This is a genomic window from Bacillus sp. RC252, from assembly GCF_044909215.1.
GTDB classification, from domain to species: domain Bacteria; phylum Bacillota; class Bacilli; order Bacillales; family Bacillaceae_G; genus Bacillus_A; species Bacillus_A mycoides.
Genome location: NZ_JBIYDV010000007.1, coordinates 24,833 through 40,167 on the forward strand (window position 1 = coordinate 24,833; position 15,335 = coordinate 40,167).

Sequence of the window (15,335 nt, forward strand, 5' to 3'; positions counted from 1 at the left end):
TTTATAATTAAAGGAGAGATACATTATGGTATTCGAAGGTCATTTAGTTGGTACAGGATTAAAAGTTGGGGTTGTTGTTGGACGTTTTAATGAGTTTATTACAAGTAAGTTACTTGGCGGAGCTTTAGATGGATTAAAGCGTCACGGTGTAGAAGAGAATGATATTGATGTTGCATGGGTTCCTGGTGCATTTGAAATTCCTTTAATCGCTAAAAAGATGGCCAATAGCGGAAAATATGATGCTGTTATTACATTAGGTACAGTAATTCGCGGTGCTACAACACATTACGATTACGTTTGTAATGAAGTAGCAAAAGGTGTTGCGTCTTTATCACTACAAACGGACATTCCAGTTATTTTCGGTGTATTAACGACAGAAACAATTGAACAAGCGATTGAACGTGCAGGTACAAAAGCTGGTAATAAAGGATATGAATCGGCAGTTGCTGCGATCGAAATGGCTCATTTATCAAAACAATGGGCTTAAAAAAGAGGCTACGGCCTCTTTTTTTATTTTCTCACCTTTTTTCGTACATCTTCTATTAATTCATCCATCGTTTTTCCTTCTGTTTTTATACGAAGAGCTTGTGCTGTTCTCCACACATTTTCTCTCTTTTCCGCTTCTTCTATAATAGAAATTTCCTTCCTCACTTCTTTTAAATCTTTTCCTTCTGTTTCAAGCCCAAAATGTTCAGCTTTCGTTCGAAAATGCTGTTCAATTCTTTGTTGCATTTCTTTTTGTTCAGGATTTTCAGCCGCCTTAACTGGATCAGCACTTATCGCTTTTATTAAAATCAGACAGGTCATAATAGTTAATATGTATTTGTACATGTAAAATCCTCCAACCCGATATAAATTACATTTTTACTATGTACAATTAGGGCTTGGAAAATTCGTCCACAAAATTATTTTTCTCGTCCAAAAGTGACTACTATCAAGCGTTAATGGACTTTTATTACATTTTATTTACAAAAAAAAGCAAACCCTTTAAAGAGTTTGCTTTTCATCTATCTTATAGCGCACATTCTTCAATCTCAAATCCTAAATCTTCAATCATACCCCAGTCCGCAGTCGGCTCTTGTCCAGCTGTTGTTAAATAGTCCCCGACAAAGATAGAGTTTGCTGCAAATAAACCAAGTGGCTGTACAGAACGTAAATTAAGTTCTCGACCACCTGAAATACGAATTTCTTTTGTTGGATTTACAAAACGCATCATCGCCAGCACTTTTAAACATTCTACAGGTGTTAATTCTTTTTGTCCTTCAAGCGGAGTACCCTTTACAGCAACAAGGAAATTACATGGAATAGAATCAGCATCTAAACGTTGTAATTCAAATGCAATTTCAGCGCGCTGTTCAATCGTTTCTCCCATTCCGAAAATTGCTCCAGAGCATGGAGAAATACCGGCTTGCTTCGCTTTTTGGACTGTATCAACACGATCGTCATACGTATGCGTTGAACAAATGCTATCATAATTGTTGGCATGCGTATTTAAATTGTGATTATAACGATGCACACCAGCTTCTGCTAACTGACCTGCTTGATCTTCATTTAAAAATCCTAAACAACAGCAAATTTTTAAATCTGTCGTTTCACGAATTTCCTTAACTGCTCCAATAACGTGATTTACTTCTTTATTCGTCGGACGACGACCAGATGCAACAATACAATATGTACCTGCTTTACGACGAATTGCTTCGTGCGCTCCTTCAACAATTTTCTCTTGTGTTAACCATGCATACTTATCAATCGGTGCTTCTGAAATAATAGACTGTGAACAATACCCGCAATCTTCAGGGCATAAACCAGATTTCGTATTTATAATCATGTTCAACTTTACTTTCTTACCAAAATGATGATGGCGAATGATGTAAGCTGCATTCATAATTTCTAAAACCTCTGTATCATCAGCTTCTAATATTGCAATTGCATCTTCTTTCGCAATCATTTTCTCTTCTACTACGTCGTATGCAAGTTTTTTCCAATCCCTTTTTATTTGTACTTGTTTCATTTCATCTCTTCCCCTCTTTTGTTATATACGTAAATAAAGCATGATATGTTGCTACTATCCCTTCTTTTTCCGTGAAGTCTCTTTCGTATATACGAAGCATCGTACGAAAGAGTGAAGGGCTTTGACAATAAGACTCTTCATTACTATTGGTCGCTCCTACTTTTCGAATAGAATGTAGAAACTCCCTAACTTCTGCAAATCTTTCTATGTAACATGTTTCAGAAACATGTACATTTCCTAATGGCATTTCACATATATTTACTAACTGTTCTTTCGAAACGAATCGTTGTCCTATTGAAGTACAATTGTGTATCCCCTTTTCTTTCTTAGCGCGCTGAAAAGACGTATGCAATTCTTGAAAAGTCGTATTACCAAACGTGGAAAATAATAATATTCCTTCTTCAGACAAATAGTTAAATAAATTTTTCACTGTCTCTTTTAAATCATTAAGCCATTGAAATGTAGCATTTGAAATGATGACATCATATGAATTTTCTAATTTTAATTGTTCAATATCTTCACATCGAAACATCACATTTTCCAAACTTTTTCTAGTTTTCGCGACTGCAATCATCTCATCAGCAAAATCCACAGCTGTAATATGAACTTTCGGAAATAAATTTGATAATTGCTCTGTTACATATCCTGTCCCGCATCCAAGTTCTAAAATACGTATCGATGATGTTTCACTATATCGTTCCTTCAATGTAGAAAGTAACGAATACGCCATCTTTTTTTGTACATTTGCATATTGATCGTAGGATACAGCCGCCCCGTTAAACCGTTTTTGCAGTAACGTTTTGTTGATCATGTCGTATCCCCTCTACAAATTGAATAATTTCATTTGCGCAATATTCAAAATTCGTTACACATAATGCATGCCCAGCACCGCTTACTACTTTTAGGTTGGCATTCGTATTATTGGCCATACTATGGGCTGCAGACAATGGACATATTACATCCTGCTCTCCATGAAGGAGTAACAGCGGGGCTTTCATATCTATTACTTCATTTCTCATATCTGTTTCTATTAAATAATCTAAGCCTAATTGTAAAGACTGAATCGAGTCTCCTTTAAACTTCTGCGCAATCTCTTCAAAACTCGTATTCTCCCTCAGCTCACTTTTTGTAAACATATTTTCATAGAAACGCTTCAAAGTATCTTCTTTTTTTCTCGTTAAATTCTTTTTCATACGTTCTACATGCAAGGAATTCCATCCACTTGTATAGTCACTTGTATTGGTAAATTTAGCGGTACCACCAATTAGTACCATACCTTGGGCCTTAATCTTTTTATAAGCTTGTACTGCCGCTAACGCTCCTAGTGACCATCCAACTAAAATTACATTTTCATCCTGCGATACATCTATTATTCGCCCCGCAAATTCACTTTGTTCTTTCACGTTACGCCAATCTATACATTGAACAGAATATCCTTTAAAATACGGCAGAACCAAAGTCCAAACACCTTCTTCCATTCCCCATCCTGGAATAAAAATAAGCTTTAGCTCTTTCATACTAAAAACCCCTCTTCTTTACCAATGCATATAATATGCTGAATAGCCCATTTTAAATCGGCTATTGTATGTTGTGACGTAACTGCAAAACGGACTCGGGAACTACCAACTGGAACAGTCGGCGGACGAATTGCAATGGCTGCGATACCTACCTCTTGTAACCTTTCACTAAACCGTAAAGTATTTTCATTTGACCCAACTACAATCGGTACAATATGAGTTGAGCTATTCCCAATATCAAAACCAGCTTCTTGTAAATGCGTCCTGAAATATGCACCATTCTCTATAAGTCGCTCTCTTCTTTCGTTATCTTCTTTCACAATTTCAATTGCTTTTCGGATCGCCCCTAATGTTCCTGGTGGTAAAGCTGTAGTAAAAATCAAGCTTCTCATCATATTTTGTAAATACTCTATATAAATGGAATCACCCGTTAAATACGCACCATAACACCCTAAAGCCTTACTAAACGTCCCCATATGTATATCAATTTTTTGAGCAATATCTTTTTCTACATGAGATAATCCGGCTCCACCGATTCCATATATTCCACTTGCATGTGCTTCATCAACTATAATGATTGCCCCGTATTTCTCTTTCAGCTGAACTAAGCCTCTCAAATATGCAATATCTCCATCCATACTAAAAATCGTATCTGTTACGATTAATTTTCTCTTTTCTGGTGACGCTATTTGCAACATCTTTTCTAAATGATCCAAATCATTATGACGATATCTTTTATGCTCTGCTCCGCTTAATATAATTCCATCAACAATACTTGCGTGATTTAATTTATCACTAAAAACCATATCGTGACGACAGGATAAAGCAGATATAGCACCTACATTTGCTGTATACCCGCTATTTACAATTAAAGCTTTTTCAGTACCTTTCCAATCACATATACTTCTCTCAACCTCTTCATACAGTGGATAATTTCCTACAACGAGACGAGAGGCAGTCGCTCCAGTTCCATATTTTTTTGTGCAGACAATAGCAGCTTCTTTCAACCTTTCATCTCCAGCTAACCCTAAATAATTATTTGATGCTAAATTTAGCATCCTTTTCTCATTTCGAATAAGCCATGTCTCTTCCGCTTTCTCTGTTACATGTAAATTACGATACTGCCCTTGCTCCTTTAATTGTTCTACTTTAGATTGAAGATGCGTGCGCCACATTTGATTCATTTTGGATGAGCTCCTCTAATTTTGAAATCATAATATGTTCTTTTGCCGATTCCAATAATTCTTCCCTTGTAAACTCACCTTCAAGGAATGGTAATAACCCTAAAACCGGCACGCCACTTAACTCCTCAATCATTATTTTATTTTCTTGCACTCTTTCTTTTTCATATCCTTTACATCCAGATAAAATTACACCTGCTACTTTTAATCCATGTGCTTTTGCATAAGAAATTGTTAAAATAGTATGATTAACTGTCCCAAGCGTAGGACGCGCTACTACAATAAGAGGAAGCTGTAATTCTTTTGCAAAATCAATCACTAAAGCATCTTCTGTATATGGAACTGCAAGCCCACCAGCCCCTTCTACAAATAGGCTATTAAACTTTTTTAGTAGTTCATTATAGTGATCAGTAATTTCTTTTAACGTTACTGTCCTTCCAGCTCTTTTCATGGCAAGTCTCGGAGCAAGTGGTTCTTCAATGGAATAAGGACAAATTTCATCCTCTTCTGTCGGTACACCCGATAATGCTTTTAACCTTGCTGCATCACCCTCAGGATTTGATGCAACATGTCCACTTTGCAACGGTTTATATACACCAACATTATGTCCACGCTCTCGAAATATACCTGCCAATGCTCCTGTCACTACCGTTTTGCCAACTTCTGTATCCGTTGCTGTTATAAAGAAACCACTCATTACTCTCCCTCCGTAACATCCGAGATTGCTTTATATAAAATGCGTAACATCTCATCAATCTCAGCCACCGTAGATGCAAGAGGAGGCATAAATACAATCGTATTACCGAGTGGTCGCAAAATCATGCCCAGCTCTCTTGAGCGTTTACACACTTGAACACCGACTCTTTCTGTCCATTCAAACGATTCTTTCATTTCCTTATTCTTCACAAGTTCAATACCAACCATTAGCCCACACTGACGAATATCTCCTACGTGCTTATATTCATTAAGAGCTTCTAATTGTGCCGCTACATATTCTGCTTTATGCGCAACATCTTCTATTAAATTAGTCTTTTCATATAGTTCTAAATTTGCAATTGCTACGGCACAACCTAACGGATTCCCTGTATAACTATGACCATGGAAAAACGTTTTTTGTTCTTCATAGCCTCCTAAAAAGGCATTATAAATTTCATCTGTCGTTACCGTAATTGCCACCGGTAAATAACCACCTGTTAAACCTTTTCCGGCTGTTAAAATGTCTGGCGTCACATCCTCGTGTTCACATGCAAACATTTTCCCGGTACGCCCAAATCCAGTCGCTACCTCGTCTGTAATAAATAATACATTGTATTTTGCACATAAATCGCGAAGCCCTTTTAAGTATCCTTTTGGCATTGTAATCATCCCACCAGCACCTTGCATTAATGGCTCCACAATAATAGCTGCTACTTCTTCATGTTTTTCTTGTAGCATTTCTTCCATTTCTTCTAAATGTTTCTTTACAATTTGTTCCTTATTATCTCCATAAGGAGAACGATATGTATATGGATACGGCATTTTAATTGCCTCAAATAATAGTGAACTATACACTTGGTGAAACAAGTCTATTGCCCCCACTGAAACAGCACCTATCGTGTCACCGTGATATGCTTCTTTTAATGTAACAAATCTTTGTTTTTTCGGTTTTCCTTTATGCTGCCAATATTGAAAGGCCATCTTAATTGCAATTTCAACGGCGCTAGAACCAGAGTCTGAATAGAATACTTTCTTCAAACCTTCTGGTACAACTTCAATTATTTTTTCTGCTAATAAAATAGATGGAACGTTAGCAAGTCCTAGCATAGTAGAATGAGCAATTTTATTTAATTGCTCGCGAATTGCCTCATCTAGTTCTGGTACTTGATGCCCATGAACATTTAACCAAATAGATGAAACACCGTCCCAATATTCATTTCCATTTACATCGTATAGCTTTCTTCCCTCTCCACGTTCAATAATGACAGGATCTTCTTCTAAATAATCTTTCATTTGTGTAAATGGGTGCCATACGTAATCTTTATTCTTCTTCGATAATTCTTCATATGTATAAGATGATTTTTCACTCGTGTTACTATTAACAGCCACAATTGCCACCCCTAATGTTAACTTATTTATAAATAAAGTTAACATTAAAAATAAATGACTGTCAATTATTTTTAAATCAAATAGTTCTTAAAAAAGAACAACTTATCATACGATAAGTTGTTCTACTTTCCATGTTGTATCTTTCCAATTTCTAAAATAATCTCTTCATCTTTTTTTCCTTCTGTATCAATTCCAAGTTGCTTAGCATGCTCAATTAACAAATCATGGCGCTGCTCAAATCTAGTGGTATCTACTTCTTTTGTAACCTCTTCTTTTGTTTTCCCCTCAGTAGAAACTCCTAGTTTCGTAGCTGCTTTTTCCATCGATTTCTTCTCTTCATTTTCTTTCACTTTCTTCACTTCTGACTGCTGTATTTGCTTTTGTTTCGACTGCTCTGATTCAGCTGCAAAAGCTGTGTAAATTCCAGCACTTCCGCCAACGACTAGTAAGGTGGTAAAAAGAATTATTTTTTTCTTCACTCTTTCCTCCCCTTTCAAATTCATTATAACGCACACTTTTACAGTATTAAAAACATTTCTCCTTTATTTCCCTAAAAAAATATCGAATGTTTTTATTGACATGTATGATGAATATATGATAAAAATTTAACTAACATCATATGAATCGGCGTTGATAGGATTTAGTAGTATTTCGTTTTCTGATTTCAGAGAACTGGTGGTCGGTGCGAACCAGTACAGAGCGATTTATGAATTACCCCCTGGAGCTTCTTTTACGAAACGTGAGGAGTAGTGAAAGACGGTTTAGACCGTTATGTCTAAAGAGTGGTGAAACGAAACTGTTTCACAATTTAGGGTGGTACCGCGAATTTTTCGTCCCTGCATATATTGCAGGGGCGTTTTTATTTTATGAGCGCATATCATATGACCCTTTATTTTGTGATACATTCCTTTCACAAGCTAGGGTGGTACCGCGATTTCTTCGTCCCTGCATAATTATATGCAGGGGCGTTTTTTTATCCAATCATTTCCGTATCATATTGAGATGTTGACAATTACCGGTAATTTGTCACAAAATTCTAAATTTTAGAAGGAAATATACAATATTGGCGAATTTTATATAAAAAAGAGCTATTTTAAATTACTTAGGAGGGAAACACAATGGTTTCAAAAATTGAATCTGTTCTTTTAACATTATTTATCTTTTTCTGTATCGGCTTTAGTGTTATCCAATTAGAAGTTTCACCACACATCCCAATTTTATTTGGTATCGTTCTTTTATTAGCATTTGGATTTATGAAAAAAATCTCTTGGTCTACTATGGAAAAAGGGATGATCAGTAGTATTTCAGCTGGTATTCCATCTATTTTTATTTTCTTACTTGTGGGCGTATTAATTAGTGTTTGGATCGCTGCTGGAACAATTCCAACTTTAATGGTATACGGCTTCCAGCTTGTATCTCCTAAAATTTTCGTCCCAACTGTTTTTGTTGTTTGTGCAATTGTTGGAACAAGTATCGGTAGTGCCTTTACGACTGCCGCAACTGTAGGACTTGCCTTTATGGGAATGGGTAGTGCTCTCGGATACGATCCAGCTCTGATCGCTGGTGCAATTATTTCTGGTGCATTCTTTGGAGATAAAATGTCTCCTTTATCTGATACAACAAACTTAGCTCCTGCTGTAACGGGGGTAGATTTATTTGAGCATATTCGTAACATGCTTTGGACAACAGTTCCTGCTTTCATTATTGCTTTTATCGCATTTTTCATTTTAGGAAGCGGTACTAGTGGAGACGTTGACTTCACAAACTTTATTAGCACGTTAGAAAAACACACAACGATTTCTATCGTTACACTTATTCCAATTTTATTACTGTTCCTATTCGCATTTAAAAAAGTTCCAGCAGTTCCAACATTGCTTGCAGGAATTGTGGTAGGAATTATTATTCTCTTTATTTTTAAACCTAGCACTTCTTTAGCTGATTTAATGAAAATTATGCAAGACGGCTACGTTTCTAAAACTGGTATTAAAGACATTGATAGCTTACTATCTCGCGGTGGTCTACAAAGTATGATGATGTCGATTGCTCTTATTTTCCTAGCTCTTTGTATGGGAGGATTATTACAAGGAATGGGTATTATAGCGCAGCTGATGAATATTATCTCTAGCTTTGTAAAAAATAGCACACGCTTAATTATTTCTACTGCTTCAACTGCAATTGGTGTAAACTTCTTACTTGGTGAGCAGTACTTATCCATCGTTTTAACAGGACAAGCATTCGCTAATAAATACGATGAACTCGGTTTAGAACGTCGTAATTTATCACGCGTATTAGAAGATGCAGGTACAGTCATTAACCCGCTCGTACCATGGGGTGTAAGTGGCGTATTCTTAACAAACGTCCTTAGCGTTCCAACATTCGATTACCTTCCATACGCAATCTTCTGTTTAGCTTGCCCAGTCTTAACGATTATCGTCGGCTTTACTGGATTTGGCCTTTCATGGAAGAAAGAAAAAGCAGTACCAGTTTCATAATATAATAAAAAGGATTACCTTAATCGGTGATCCTTTTTATATTTCTCCGCTATCTATTCGCTTTCTTTCTTCTAAATAACATAAGTAATCCCGCTCCAACAAACGCCAGACCTGCTCCAATTGTAGAAGCAACACTTGTACCTGTTTTCGGTAAATCACGTTCCTCTTTATCTGCTTCTTTATTTTCACTTACAGTTTCTTTTGTATTTTGATTATCCGTTGTAGTTTGTCCAGATCCTGCGTTGTTTCCATCTTGTTTTGGTTCATTAACAGCATTACCTTCATCCGTTGGTGGTGTCGTTGGATTTTCTCCGTTATTGCCCTCACCTGTTGGCGGTGCCGTTGGATTCTCTCCATTATTGCCTTCACCTGTTGGTGGTGTCGTTGGATTTTCTCCGTTATTGCCTTCACCTGTTGGCGGTGTCGTTGGATTCTCTCCACCAGTTTCCTTATCATTCTTCTTCGTTATATCAATTGCATATTTAGCAAATTCATTTTCAGATGGTCCAACATATGATATTTTTCCATCTTTCTTTATATGGTTTTGTGCATTTGGTGAAGAATCAAATGTTGTATTTAATTTATCTGCAATAATCGGTTTAAACGTCCAATTTTGATCTGCTGCTGGATTAATAACTGGTGTTTCCTGCATGTACTTCACAATAATTTGACGCGTTTCATCTTGTGATTGGTATACAACTTCGCCTTTACTTACACCAGGGAACGTTTGGCTACTTCCACGATAGTTGTTTGTAGCCACAATAAACTCTTGATTGTCAGCTACAGGCTTACCTTCATACGTCATATTTACAATACGATTCGTATTTTCATTTACAACTTTGCCATCTTTATCGTATTTCGCTGGTTGCGTTACGTCAATTTCGTATTTTAGGCCATCTAAAATATCAAAGTTATATGTAGGATAACCTATATTTACTAATGGTTGTTCTTCTGTTTTCTTTGAATCAATTTGATTAAATTGACCAGCAGACATTTCAAGCCATTCTTTCACTTGTGCCCCGTTTACTTTTACAGCATATAACGTATTTGGATATACATATAAATCCGCTACGTTTTTAATTGCTAACGTCCCTGCTGGAATATCCGTATAGTATGTAGCACCGTTTCGGCCACCTGCTTTAAATGGCGCCCCTGCAGATAATACTGGAATTCCTTTATATTTACTATATTGTCCGTTTTCAGCGAATAGTTTTTCTACATACCATTTTTGTGCATTTGTCACAAGTTGTACGGAAGGATCATCTTGTACTAATGAAAAATAACTATTAATTGGTGCTGTCGTTTTACCTACAGCTGTATTTACATAATCGATTGTCGCTTGATGATCTTCTTTAATTTCATTAACTAATTTTTGATCAGATTCTACTAATGGGTTACCTTTACTATCAGCAATCGGACGAAGTTGTGGCTTAGACTGATCTTTTTGCACTTCCCATTTTCCGTTTACCTTTTTCAATTGCATATCAATAATACCTAAGTTACTACCAAAAACACCAGGCATTACAACTGGAACACCATTAAATATATCCTTCACTTCAGTATGTGAATGTCCCATTAATACTGCATCAACACCAGCAACTCCTGTTAAATAATATGATGCGTTTTCCATTCCAACGTTGTATCCACTCTTATCAACGCCTGAATGAGCTAGTGCAACGATAACGTCCGCACCTTTTGCTTTCATTTCTGGAACTAACTTTTCCGCTGTTTGAACAATATCTTTCGCTTTTACTTTTCCTTCTAAATTCGCTTTATCCCAGTTCATAACTTGCGGTGGAACAAATCCCATTACACCAATTTTCACTTTTTGTTTTTGGCCAGATTCATCCTCTACTTCTTTTTCAAAAATATGATATGGTTCAAAGTAATGCTTGTCATTCTCTTCAATACCATCATGATCATCTGTATAAACATTCGAGTTAATAACTGGGAATTCTGTTTTACTAATCACTTTGTTTAAATAATCTAAACCGTAGTTAAATTCATGATTCCCAAGAGAGATGACGTCATACTTCATTAAATTCATTAAACGATATAATGGATGTGTATAACTAGGATCCACAGGATTTTTCGGATCATTTATTTTATTCGCTACGTAATCTCCAAGCGGTGTCCCTTGTAATGCATCCCCATCATCAAATAGGACAGAGTTCTTCGCTTCTTCACGCGCTTTATTAACAAGTGTTGCAGTTTGCACGAGACCTACTTTATTATCTGTTTTCGTTTGATAATAATCGTAATTCATTAAGTTAACGTGAATATCTGATGTTTCTAAAATTCGTAAGTTAACTGTACTCTCCCCAATTTTTTCCTCTGCTTGAGCTGTTGTTGGCAACACTTGCGGTGCTATAACGCCAATAGCAAGAGTTGCTCCAGCTAACATTTTTTTTGACTTTTTCACAAAAAATCCCCCTTATACAATTACCAGAAATAATGAAATGAATCCCTATCTGTCTCTAACCACATACTTTTTTCTTCTATTAGAGACACGATTTTCATTTCATCCTGCGCTAACGAGTAGTCCCCTTAAACGCTCGATTGATGAAGACTAACAATTAACGGGAGATAAAGCTCCCACTAAGCAGCATTTCACCTTATCTGACATTATCATATATAAAACTCTTTCGTATCGTCAATATTTTTTGACAAACTTCTACAAATTTTCTGTAAAGTCATTGTAAACTTTTCATAAACATATAATATGCCCTTACATTGCTAATACTGCTGAATATGATACAATTACCAATTACAAGGAGGATGAATTTATGAAAAAAGTCATCTTAACAATTGTTTGTCTCCTCCTTCTAATCATTTCTTGTTCTAATTTTGAAAAGAACGATGAGATAGAACAAAAAGGAACTGAAGGAAAAGCAGAAAAAACATCTGCTCCGAGTTGGATTGATAAGCAAACGAACGACTCCTTTTATCACCTCGTATTAGGTGATTCATTTGCAAAAGGATATGGATCTACACAAGGGGGATTTGCCGAATTAGCTTCTAGACAATTAGAAGGACAAATTCATAAACCAATTACGGTAGAAAACCTCGGTGTAAATGGTCTCACTACAGATCGTCTTGTTAAGAAAGTCCAGTCAGAAGAAGTTCAACAAAAAATTAGGGAAGCAAATATCATTACTATTAGTATTGGAGGAAATAATTTATTCCGCTTAAATCGTGATGTAGGTGTTATAGATGGTATTAAAATGTTAAATAAAGAAAAAGCCCGTTTTGAAACGGATGTGAAAAATATTGTAAAGACCGTTCGAGATCAAAATCCGAATGCTTTACTCATTCTCTCTGAACTCTATAACCCTTTACAACTAGATGACTCCATCGCAAGTTATGCAGATATGTTTTTAGACGGTTGGAATGATTCTATTTATTCTATTTCAAAAGCACATCAACCGTCGATCGTTTTACCAATTCGCAAATTAATTTCGAATGATAAAAAAGAGTTACTATTTGACCAAGTACACCCAAATGATAACGGTTATGCGATTATTGCCAATACATTTACAAAGCAAGTGTTATCCTACAAATATTAAGGCTACCATGAAACAATTCTATTTTTATACCTTGTCTTTTTTGTTACAATGATAGTGGAAGGGGGCCGTTATATGGAATCACGCGAGTGGGAACGTATTGTTGATCATCTTCTTTCGCTAGTGCCTCTTTTTTATCGCAAATTTATGCTTCCTGGAGAGTTTTCTTCTCAAAGACATATGCCGCCATCACATACGCAAGTGTTACTGCTTTTGCATGAAAATGCTACATTAGCAGTTTCAGAAATTGGCAAGCGGCTAGCGATTTCACGGCCTAACATGACCCCTCTATTAAACAAACTTATTCAAGAAGAGCTAATAGAGCGTCATTATAGCGAAAAAGATCGAAGGGTCATTTTAATTTCCCTAACAACTGAAGGGAAAATGTTAGTAATTCAGTATCAGCAATTCATTTTAGGCAAACTAAAAGAAAATTTTCAAACATTATCTGAGGAAGAGCGTGAAAAGCTCATTTATTCTCTTAAAACCATTCAAAATTTAATTTTGAAAACAAACGCATAAAGCTGCTTCTAAATAGAAGCAGCTTTATGATTCGTAATAATTACCATAGTATACATTTGAATACGGCCATGTCATTAAATACGGTTTTCGTTCTTGAACAGGTTGCTGCTCAGGCTGTTGCATTTGTTGCATTTGTTGTATTTGTTGTATTTGTTGCTGCGGATATACTCCGAATTGCTGTCTCGCTCCAGTTACAGGATAATAATTTGTATATGGATATACTTGAGGTACATAGTAATAATACATTCATTCTCTCCCCCTTTTTCTTAAACATATTCAAAGGAGAAAATGAATGTGACATTCTTTATATTTGAACAAGTGGTTCTCTCACTTGTTTCTTTCTTTTCTTCAAACGTAACTTACGATTCTTTTCATATAAATAATGCACAACGAAATATGAAATTACCCCAAACACAATTCCTATTATCGTCATACCAATTAATACATATACTTCACTCTGTAATAAGCTCTTTAACATCGTAAAAATATGGCTCGAAAACAAATCTGATATCGTAAATGGTTCATGATGTATTTTCTGTACATGAAATGGGTAAATCATTTTTCCTAGCGCATAAGCAAACGGAAATAAAAATACTGGGAGAAACGATATTTTCCCAATAATATTACCAATGACTGCGGCTGGAAAAGATCCCTTTGCTAACCTGACAATTGGATAAAATATTAAATATACGAGCGATGCCGTATAAATCACCAACATTTCTAAACCAAATCCAATAGCAAAACCTAGTGACACTTTCTTTGCTCCTTCTGGCGATCGAAGCAACCTAAAATATTGAAACTTTAATATTCTCCACATCCGCTGAAAAAACGAATATGTTTTCTTAGTTGTTTTCAAATTCATCATCTCTTTAACTATATTTTTTTATCTAGTATGTCCTTACATGATATGAAAAACAAATTTAGTTTGCTCTTTTTATTATAAATGATATAGAGATAATTAACTAAATATACATCCGACATTTCCATATAAAAAAACCTCCCTTTTAGGAAGGCTCTTCTATATTTTTAAATAAACTCACTAATAAAGCTTTTTGCGCGTGCAACCTGTTACCAGCTTGCTCAAAAACGATAGACTGTGGCCCATCTATAATCTCTCCAGTTACTTCTTCTTCACGATGAGCGGGCAGGCAGTGCAGGAAACGATATGTTTGCTTTGCATGTATAACAAGCTCTTTATTTACTTGGAAAGGCTGGAATAAAGTATATTTTTCTGCTTCTCCTTCTTGGCCCATACTCATCCAAACGTCAGTATAAATAAAATCTGCTCCACTTACCGCTAATTCAGGATTATGCAAAATCTCAATTTCAGCCCCTGTTTCATCAGCAATCGCTAATGCTTTTTTAACAATTTCTTCATTCGGCTCATACCCTACAGGAGTTGCAACAGTCATATTCATTCCGACTTTTGCACTCGCTAGCAATAGTGAATGACATACATTATTCCCATCACCTACATAAGCTAATTTAACTCCTTTAAACGTATGAACTTCTTCATATATCGTCATTAAATCTGCCAATGCTTGGCAAGGATGATGATCATCAGTTAAACCGTTAATAACTGGGATACTGGACTCTTTTGCAAGCTCCTCTACATCCGCATGCGAAAATGTGCGTATCATAATTCCATCAATATAATGAGATAGTACTTTCGCAGTATCTGACACCGTTTCTCCTCTGCCAATTTGCATCTCTTTTCCACTTAAAAACATTCCATGTCCTCCGAGCTGTACCATTCCTGCTTCAAAAGAAACGCGAGTACGGGTTGAATGTTTATCAAAAATGAGACCTAATATTTTCCCTTGTAATAAAGGCTCCTGCTTGTTCTTTTTTAAATATATAGCGAACTCAATTAAAGAAATGATTTCTTCTTGCGTCAATTCTTCTAACGTTAAAAGATCTTTCGTATTTAATTTCGGTACTTGTACAGTTGACATGAAATTTCC

The 15,335-nt window shown here is 35.9% G+C and carries 16 protein-coding genes and 1 other annotated feature; of the genes, 4 read left to right on the forward strand and 12 right to left on the reverse strand.

Annotated elements, in window-relative coordinates:
- Positions 1-25: 25 nt before the first annotated feature.
- The gene (gene ribH / locus ABH960_RS11535) at positions 26-487 is read left to right on the forward strand and encodes a 6,7-dimethyl-8-ribityllumazine synthase (protein ID WP_000230892.1); all 462 of its coding nucleotides are present in this window, start codon (positions 26-28) and stop codon (positions 485-487) included.
- Between the two features lie 23 nt (positions 488-510).
- Here the strand turns inward: ribH and ABH960_RS11540 are convergent, their stop codons facing one another.
- From ABH960_RS11540 to ABH960_RS11575, 8 genes are all read right to left on the reverse strand, one after another.
- The gene (locus tag ABH960_RS11540; RefSeq protein ID WP_002088493.1) at positions 511-831 is read right to left on the reverse strand and encodes a hypothetical protein; all 321 of its coding nucleotides are present in this window, start codon (positions 829-831) and stop codon (positions 511-513) included.
- Between the two features lie 181 nt (positions 832-1,012).
- The gene (bioB, locus tag ABH960_RS11545; RefSeq protein WP_113937121.1) at positions 1,013-2,011 is read right to left on the reverse strand and encodes a biotin synthase; all 999 of its coding nucleotides are present in this window, start codon (positions 2,009-2,011) and stop codon (positions 1,013-1,015) included.
- Position 2,012: 1 nt separating this feature from the next.
- Positions 2,013-2,822, reverse strand: coding sequence for a malonyl-ACP O-methyltransferase BioC (gene bioC / locus ABH960_RS11550; protein WP_404445215.1), 810 nt, complete (start codon positions 2,820-2,822; stop codon positions 2,013-2,015).
- Positions 2,788-3,528, reverse strand: a complete 741-nt coding sequence (locus ABH960_RS11555) for an alpha/beta fold hydrolase (RefSeq protein WP_404445218.1) — start codon at positions 3,526-3,528, stop codon at positions 2,788-2,790. The genes bioC and ABH960_RS11555 overlap by 35 nt, the downstream gene beginning before the upstream one ends.
- Positions 3,525-4,712: an 8-amino-7-oxononanoate synthase gene (gene bioF / locus ABH960_RS11560; RefSeq protein WP_404445221.1), complete on the reverse strand. Its 1,188-nt coding sequence runs from the start codon at positions 4,710-4,712 to the stop codon at positions 3,525-3,527. The genes ABH960_RS11555 and bioF overlap by 4 nt, the downstream gene beginning before the upstream one ends.
- Positions 4,678-5,406, reverse strand: a complete 729-nt coding sequence (gene bioD, locus ABH960_RS11565; RefSeq protein ID WP_404445224.1) for a dethiobiotin synthase — start codon at positions 5,404-5,406, stop codon at positions 4,678-4,680. The genes bioF and bioD overlap by 35 nt, the downstream gene beginning before the upstream one ends.
- Complete coding sequence (bioA, locus tag ABH960_RS11570; protein ID WP_404445226.1) at positions 5,406-6,839, reverse strand: adenosylmethionine--8-amino-7-oxononanoate transaminase; 1,434 nt, start codon at positions 6,837-6,839, stop codon at positions 5,406-5,408. Before bioA ends, bioD begins: the two co-directional genes overlap by 1 nt.
- Before the next feature lie 77 nt (positions 6,840-6,916).
- A complete protein-coding gene (locus tag ABH960_RS11575) occupies positions 6,917-7,273 on the reverse strand; it encodes a hypothetical protein (protein WP_404445229.1) in 357 nt (118 codons plus the stop codon).
- A gap of 142 nt (positions 7,274-7,415) precedes the next feature.
- Positions 7,416-7,635 (forward strand) — a binding site (T-box leader).
- 277 nt (positions 7,636-7,912) lie between these two features.
- Here ABH960_RS11575 and nhaC point away from each other — a divergent pair.
- Complete coding sequence (gene nhaC, locus ABH960_RS11580) at positions 7,913-9,286, forward strand: Na+/H+ antiporter NhaC (RefSeq protein ID WP_404445232.1); 1,374 nt, start codon at positions 7,913-7,915, stop codon at positions 9,284-9,286.
- 49 nt (positions 9,287-9,335) lie between these two features.
- On the opposite strand, the gene cpdB is transcribed toward nhaC, so the two are convergent.
- Entirely contained in the window at positions 9,336-11,708 is a 2,373-nt protein-coding gene (gene cpdB / locus ABH960_RS11585) for a bifunctional 2',3'-cyclic-nucleotide 2'-phosphodiesterase/3'-nucleotidase (protein WP_404445235.1), read from the reverse strand.
- A 364-nt stretch (positions 11,709-12,072) separates the two neighbouring features.
- Here cpdB and ABH960_RS11590 point away from each other — a divergent pair, with 364 nt between their 5' ends.
- Together ABH960_RS11590 and ABH960_RS11595 are read left to right on the forward strand one after the other, a co-directional pair.
- Entirely contained in the window at positions 12,073-12,852 is a 780-nt protein-coding gene (locus ABH960_RS11590; protein WP_002067002.1) for a GDSL-type esterase/lipase family protein, read from the forward strand.
- 72 nt (positions 12,853-12,924) lie between these two features.
- A complete protein-coding gene (locus ABH960_RS11595; RefSeq protein ID WP_404445238.1) occupies positions 12,925-13,371 on the forward strand; it encodes a MarR family winged helix-turn-helix transcriptional regulator in 447 nt (148 codons plus the stop codon).
- Between the two features lie 24 nt (positions 13,372-13,395).
- Here ABH960_RS11595 and ABH960_RS11600 read toward each other — a convergent pair whose 3' ends face one another.
- The 3 genes from ABH960_RS11600 to argF all read right to left on the reverse strand — a co-directional run bounded on the left by ABH960_RS11600 (position 13,396) and on the right by argF (position 15,326).
- On the reverse strand, positions 13,396-13,617 hold the full coding sequence (locus ABH960_RS11600) for a hypothetical protein (protein WP_404445241.1): 222 nt from the start codon (positions 13,615-13,617) through the stop codon (positions 13,396-13,398).
- Positions 13,618-13,675: 58 nt separating this feature from the next.
- On the reverse strand, positions 13,676-14,227 hold the full coding sequence (locus ABH960_RS11605) for a DUF2062 domain-containing protein (RefSeq protein ID WP_404445244.1): 552 nt from the start codon (positions 14,225-14,227) through the stop codon (positions 13,676-13,678).
- 148 nt (positions 14,228-14,375) lie between these two features.
- Positions 14,376-15,326 (reverse strand): ornithine carbamoyltransferase, encoded by a 951-nt coding sequence (argF, locus tag ABH960_RS11610; protein WP_002014968.1) that lies wholly within the window; start codon positions 15,324-15,326, stop codon positions 14,376-14,378.
- Positions 15,327-15,335 lie beyond the last annotated feature (9 nt).

What these genes read in the sequence shown, in the direction of transcription:
- ribH (WP_000230892.1), top strand. Translation starts at nt 26, where the DNA reads ATGGTATTCGAAGGTCATTTAGTTGGTACAGGATTAAAAGTTGGGGTT.
- ABH960_RS11540 (WP_002088493.1), bottom strand. Translation starts at nt 831, where the DNA reads ATGTACAAATACATATTAACTATTATGACCTGTCTGATTTTAATAAAA.
- ABH960_RS11600 (WP_404445241.1), bottom strand. Translation starts at nt 13,617, where the DNA reads ATGTATTATTACTATGTACCTCAAGTATATCCATATACAAATTATTAT.
- nhaC (WP_404445232.1), top strand. Translation starts at nt 7,913, where the DNA reads ATGGTTTCAAAAATTGAATCTGTTCTTTTAACATTATTTATCTTTTTC.
- bioB (WP_113937121.1), bottom strand. Translation starts at nt 2,011, where the DNA reads ATGAAACAAGTACAAATAAAAAGGGATTGGAAAAAACTTGCATACGAC.
- bioA (WP_404445226.1), bottom strand. Translation starts at nt 6,839, where the DNA reads ATGTTAACTTTATTTATAAATAAGTTAACATTAGGGGTGGCAATTGTG.
- argF (WP_002014968.1), bottom strand. Translation starts at nt 15,326, where the DNA reads ATGTCAACTGTACAAGTACCGAAATTAAATACGAAAGATCTTTTAACG.
- bioD (WP_404445224.1), bottom strand. Translation starts at nt 5,406, where the DNA reads ATGAGTGGTTTCTTTATAACAGCAACGGATACAGAAGTTGGCAAAACG.
- ABH960_RS11590 (WP_002067002.1), top strand. Translation starts at nt 12,073, where the DNA reads ATGAAAAAAGTCATCTTAACAATTGTTTGTCTCCTCCTTCTAATCATT.
- bioF (WP_404445221.1), bottom strand. Translation starts at nt 4,712, where the DNA reads ATGAATCAAATGTGGCGCACGCATCTTCAATCTAAAGTAGAACAATTA.
- ABH960_RS11595 (WP_404445238.1), top strand. Translation starts at nt 12,925, where the DNA reads ATGGAATCACGCGAGTGGGAACGTATTGTTGATCATCTTCTTTCGCTA.
- ABH960_RS11555 (WP_404445218.1), bottom strand. Translation starts at nt 3,528, where the DNA reads ATGAAAGAGCTAAAGCTTATTTTTATTCCAGGATGGGGAATGGAAGAA.
- bioC (WP_404445215.1), bottom strand. Translation starts at nt 2,822, where the DNA reads ATGATCAACAAAACGTTACTGCAAAAACGGTTTAACGGGGCGGCTGTA.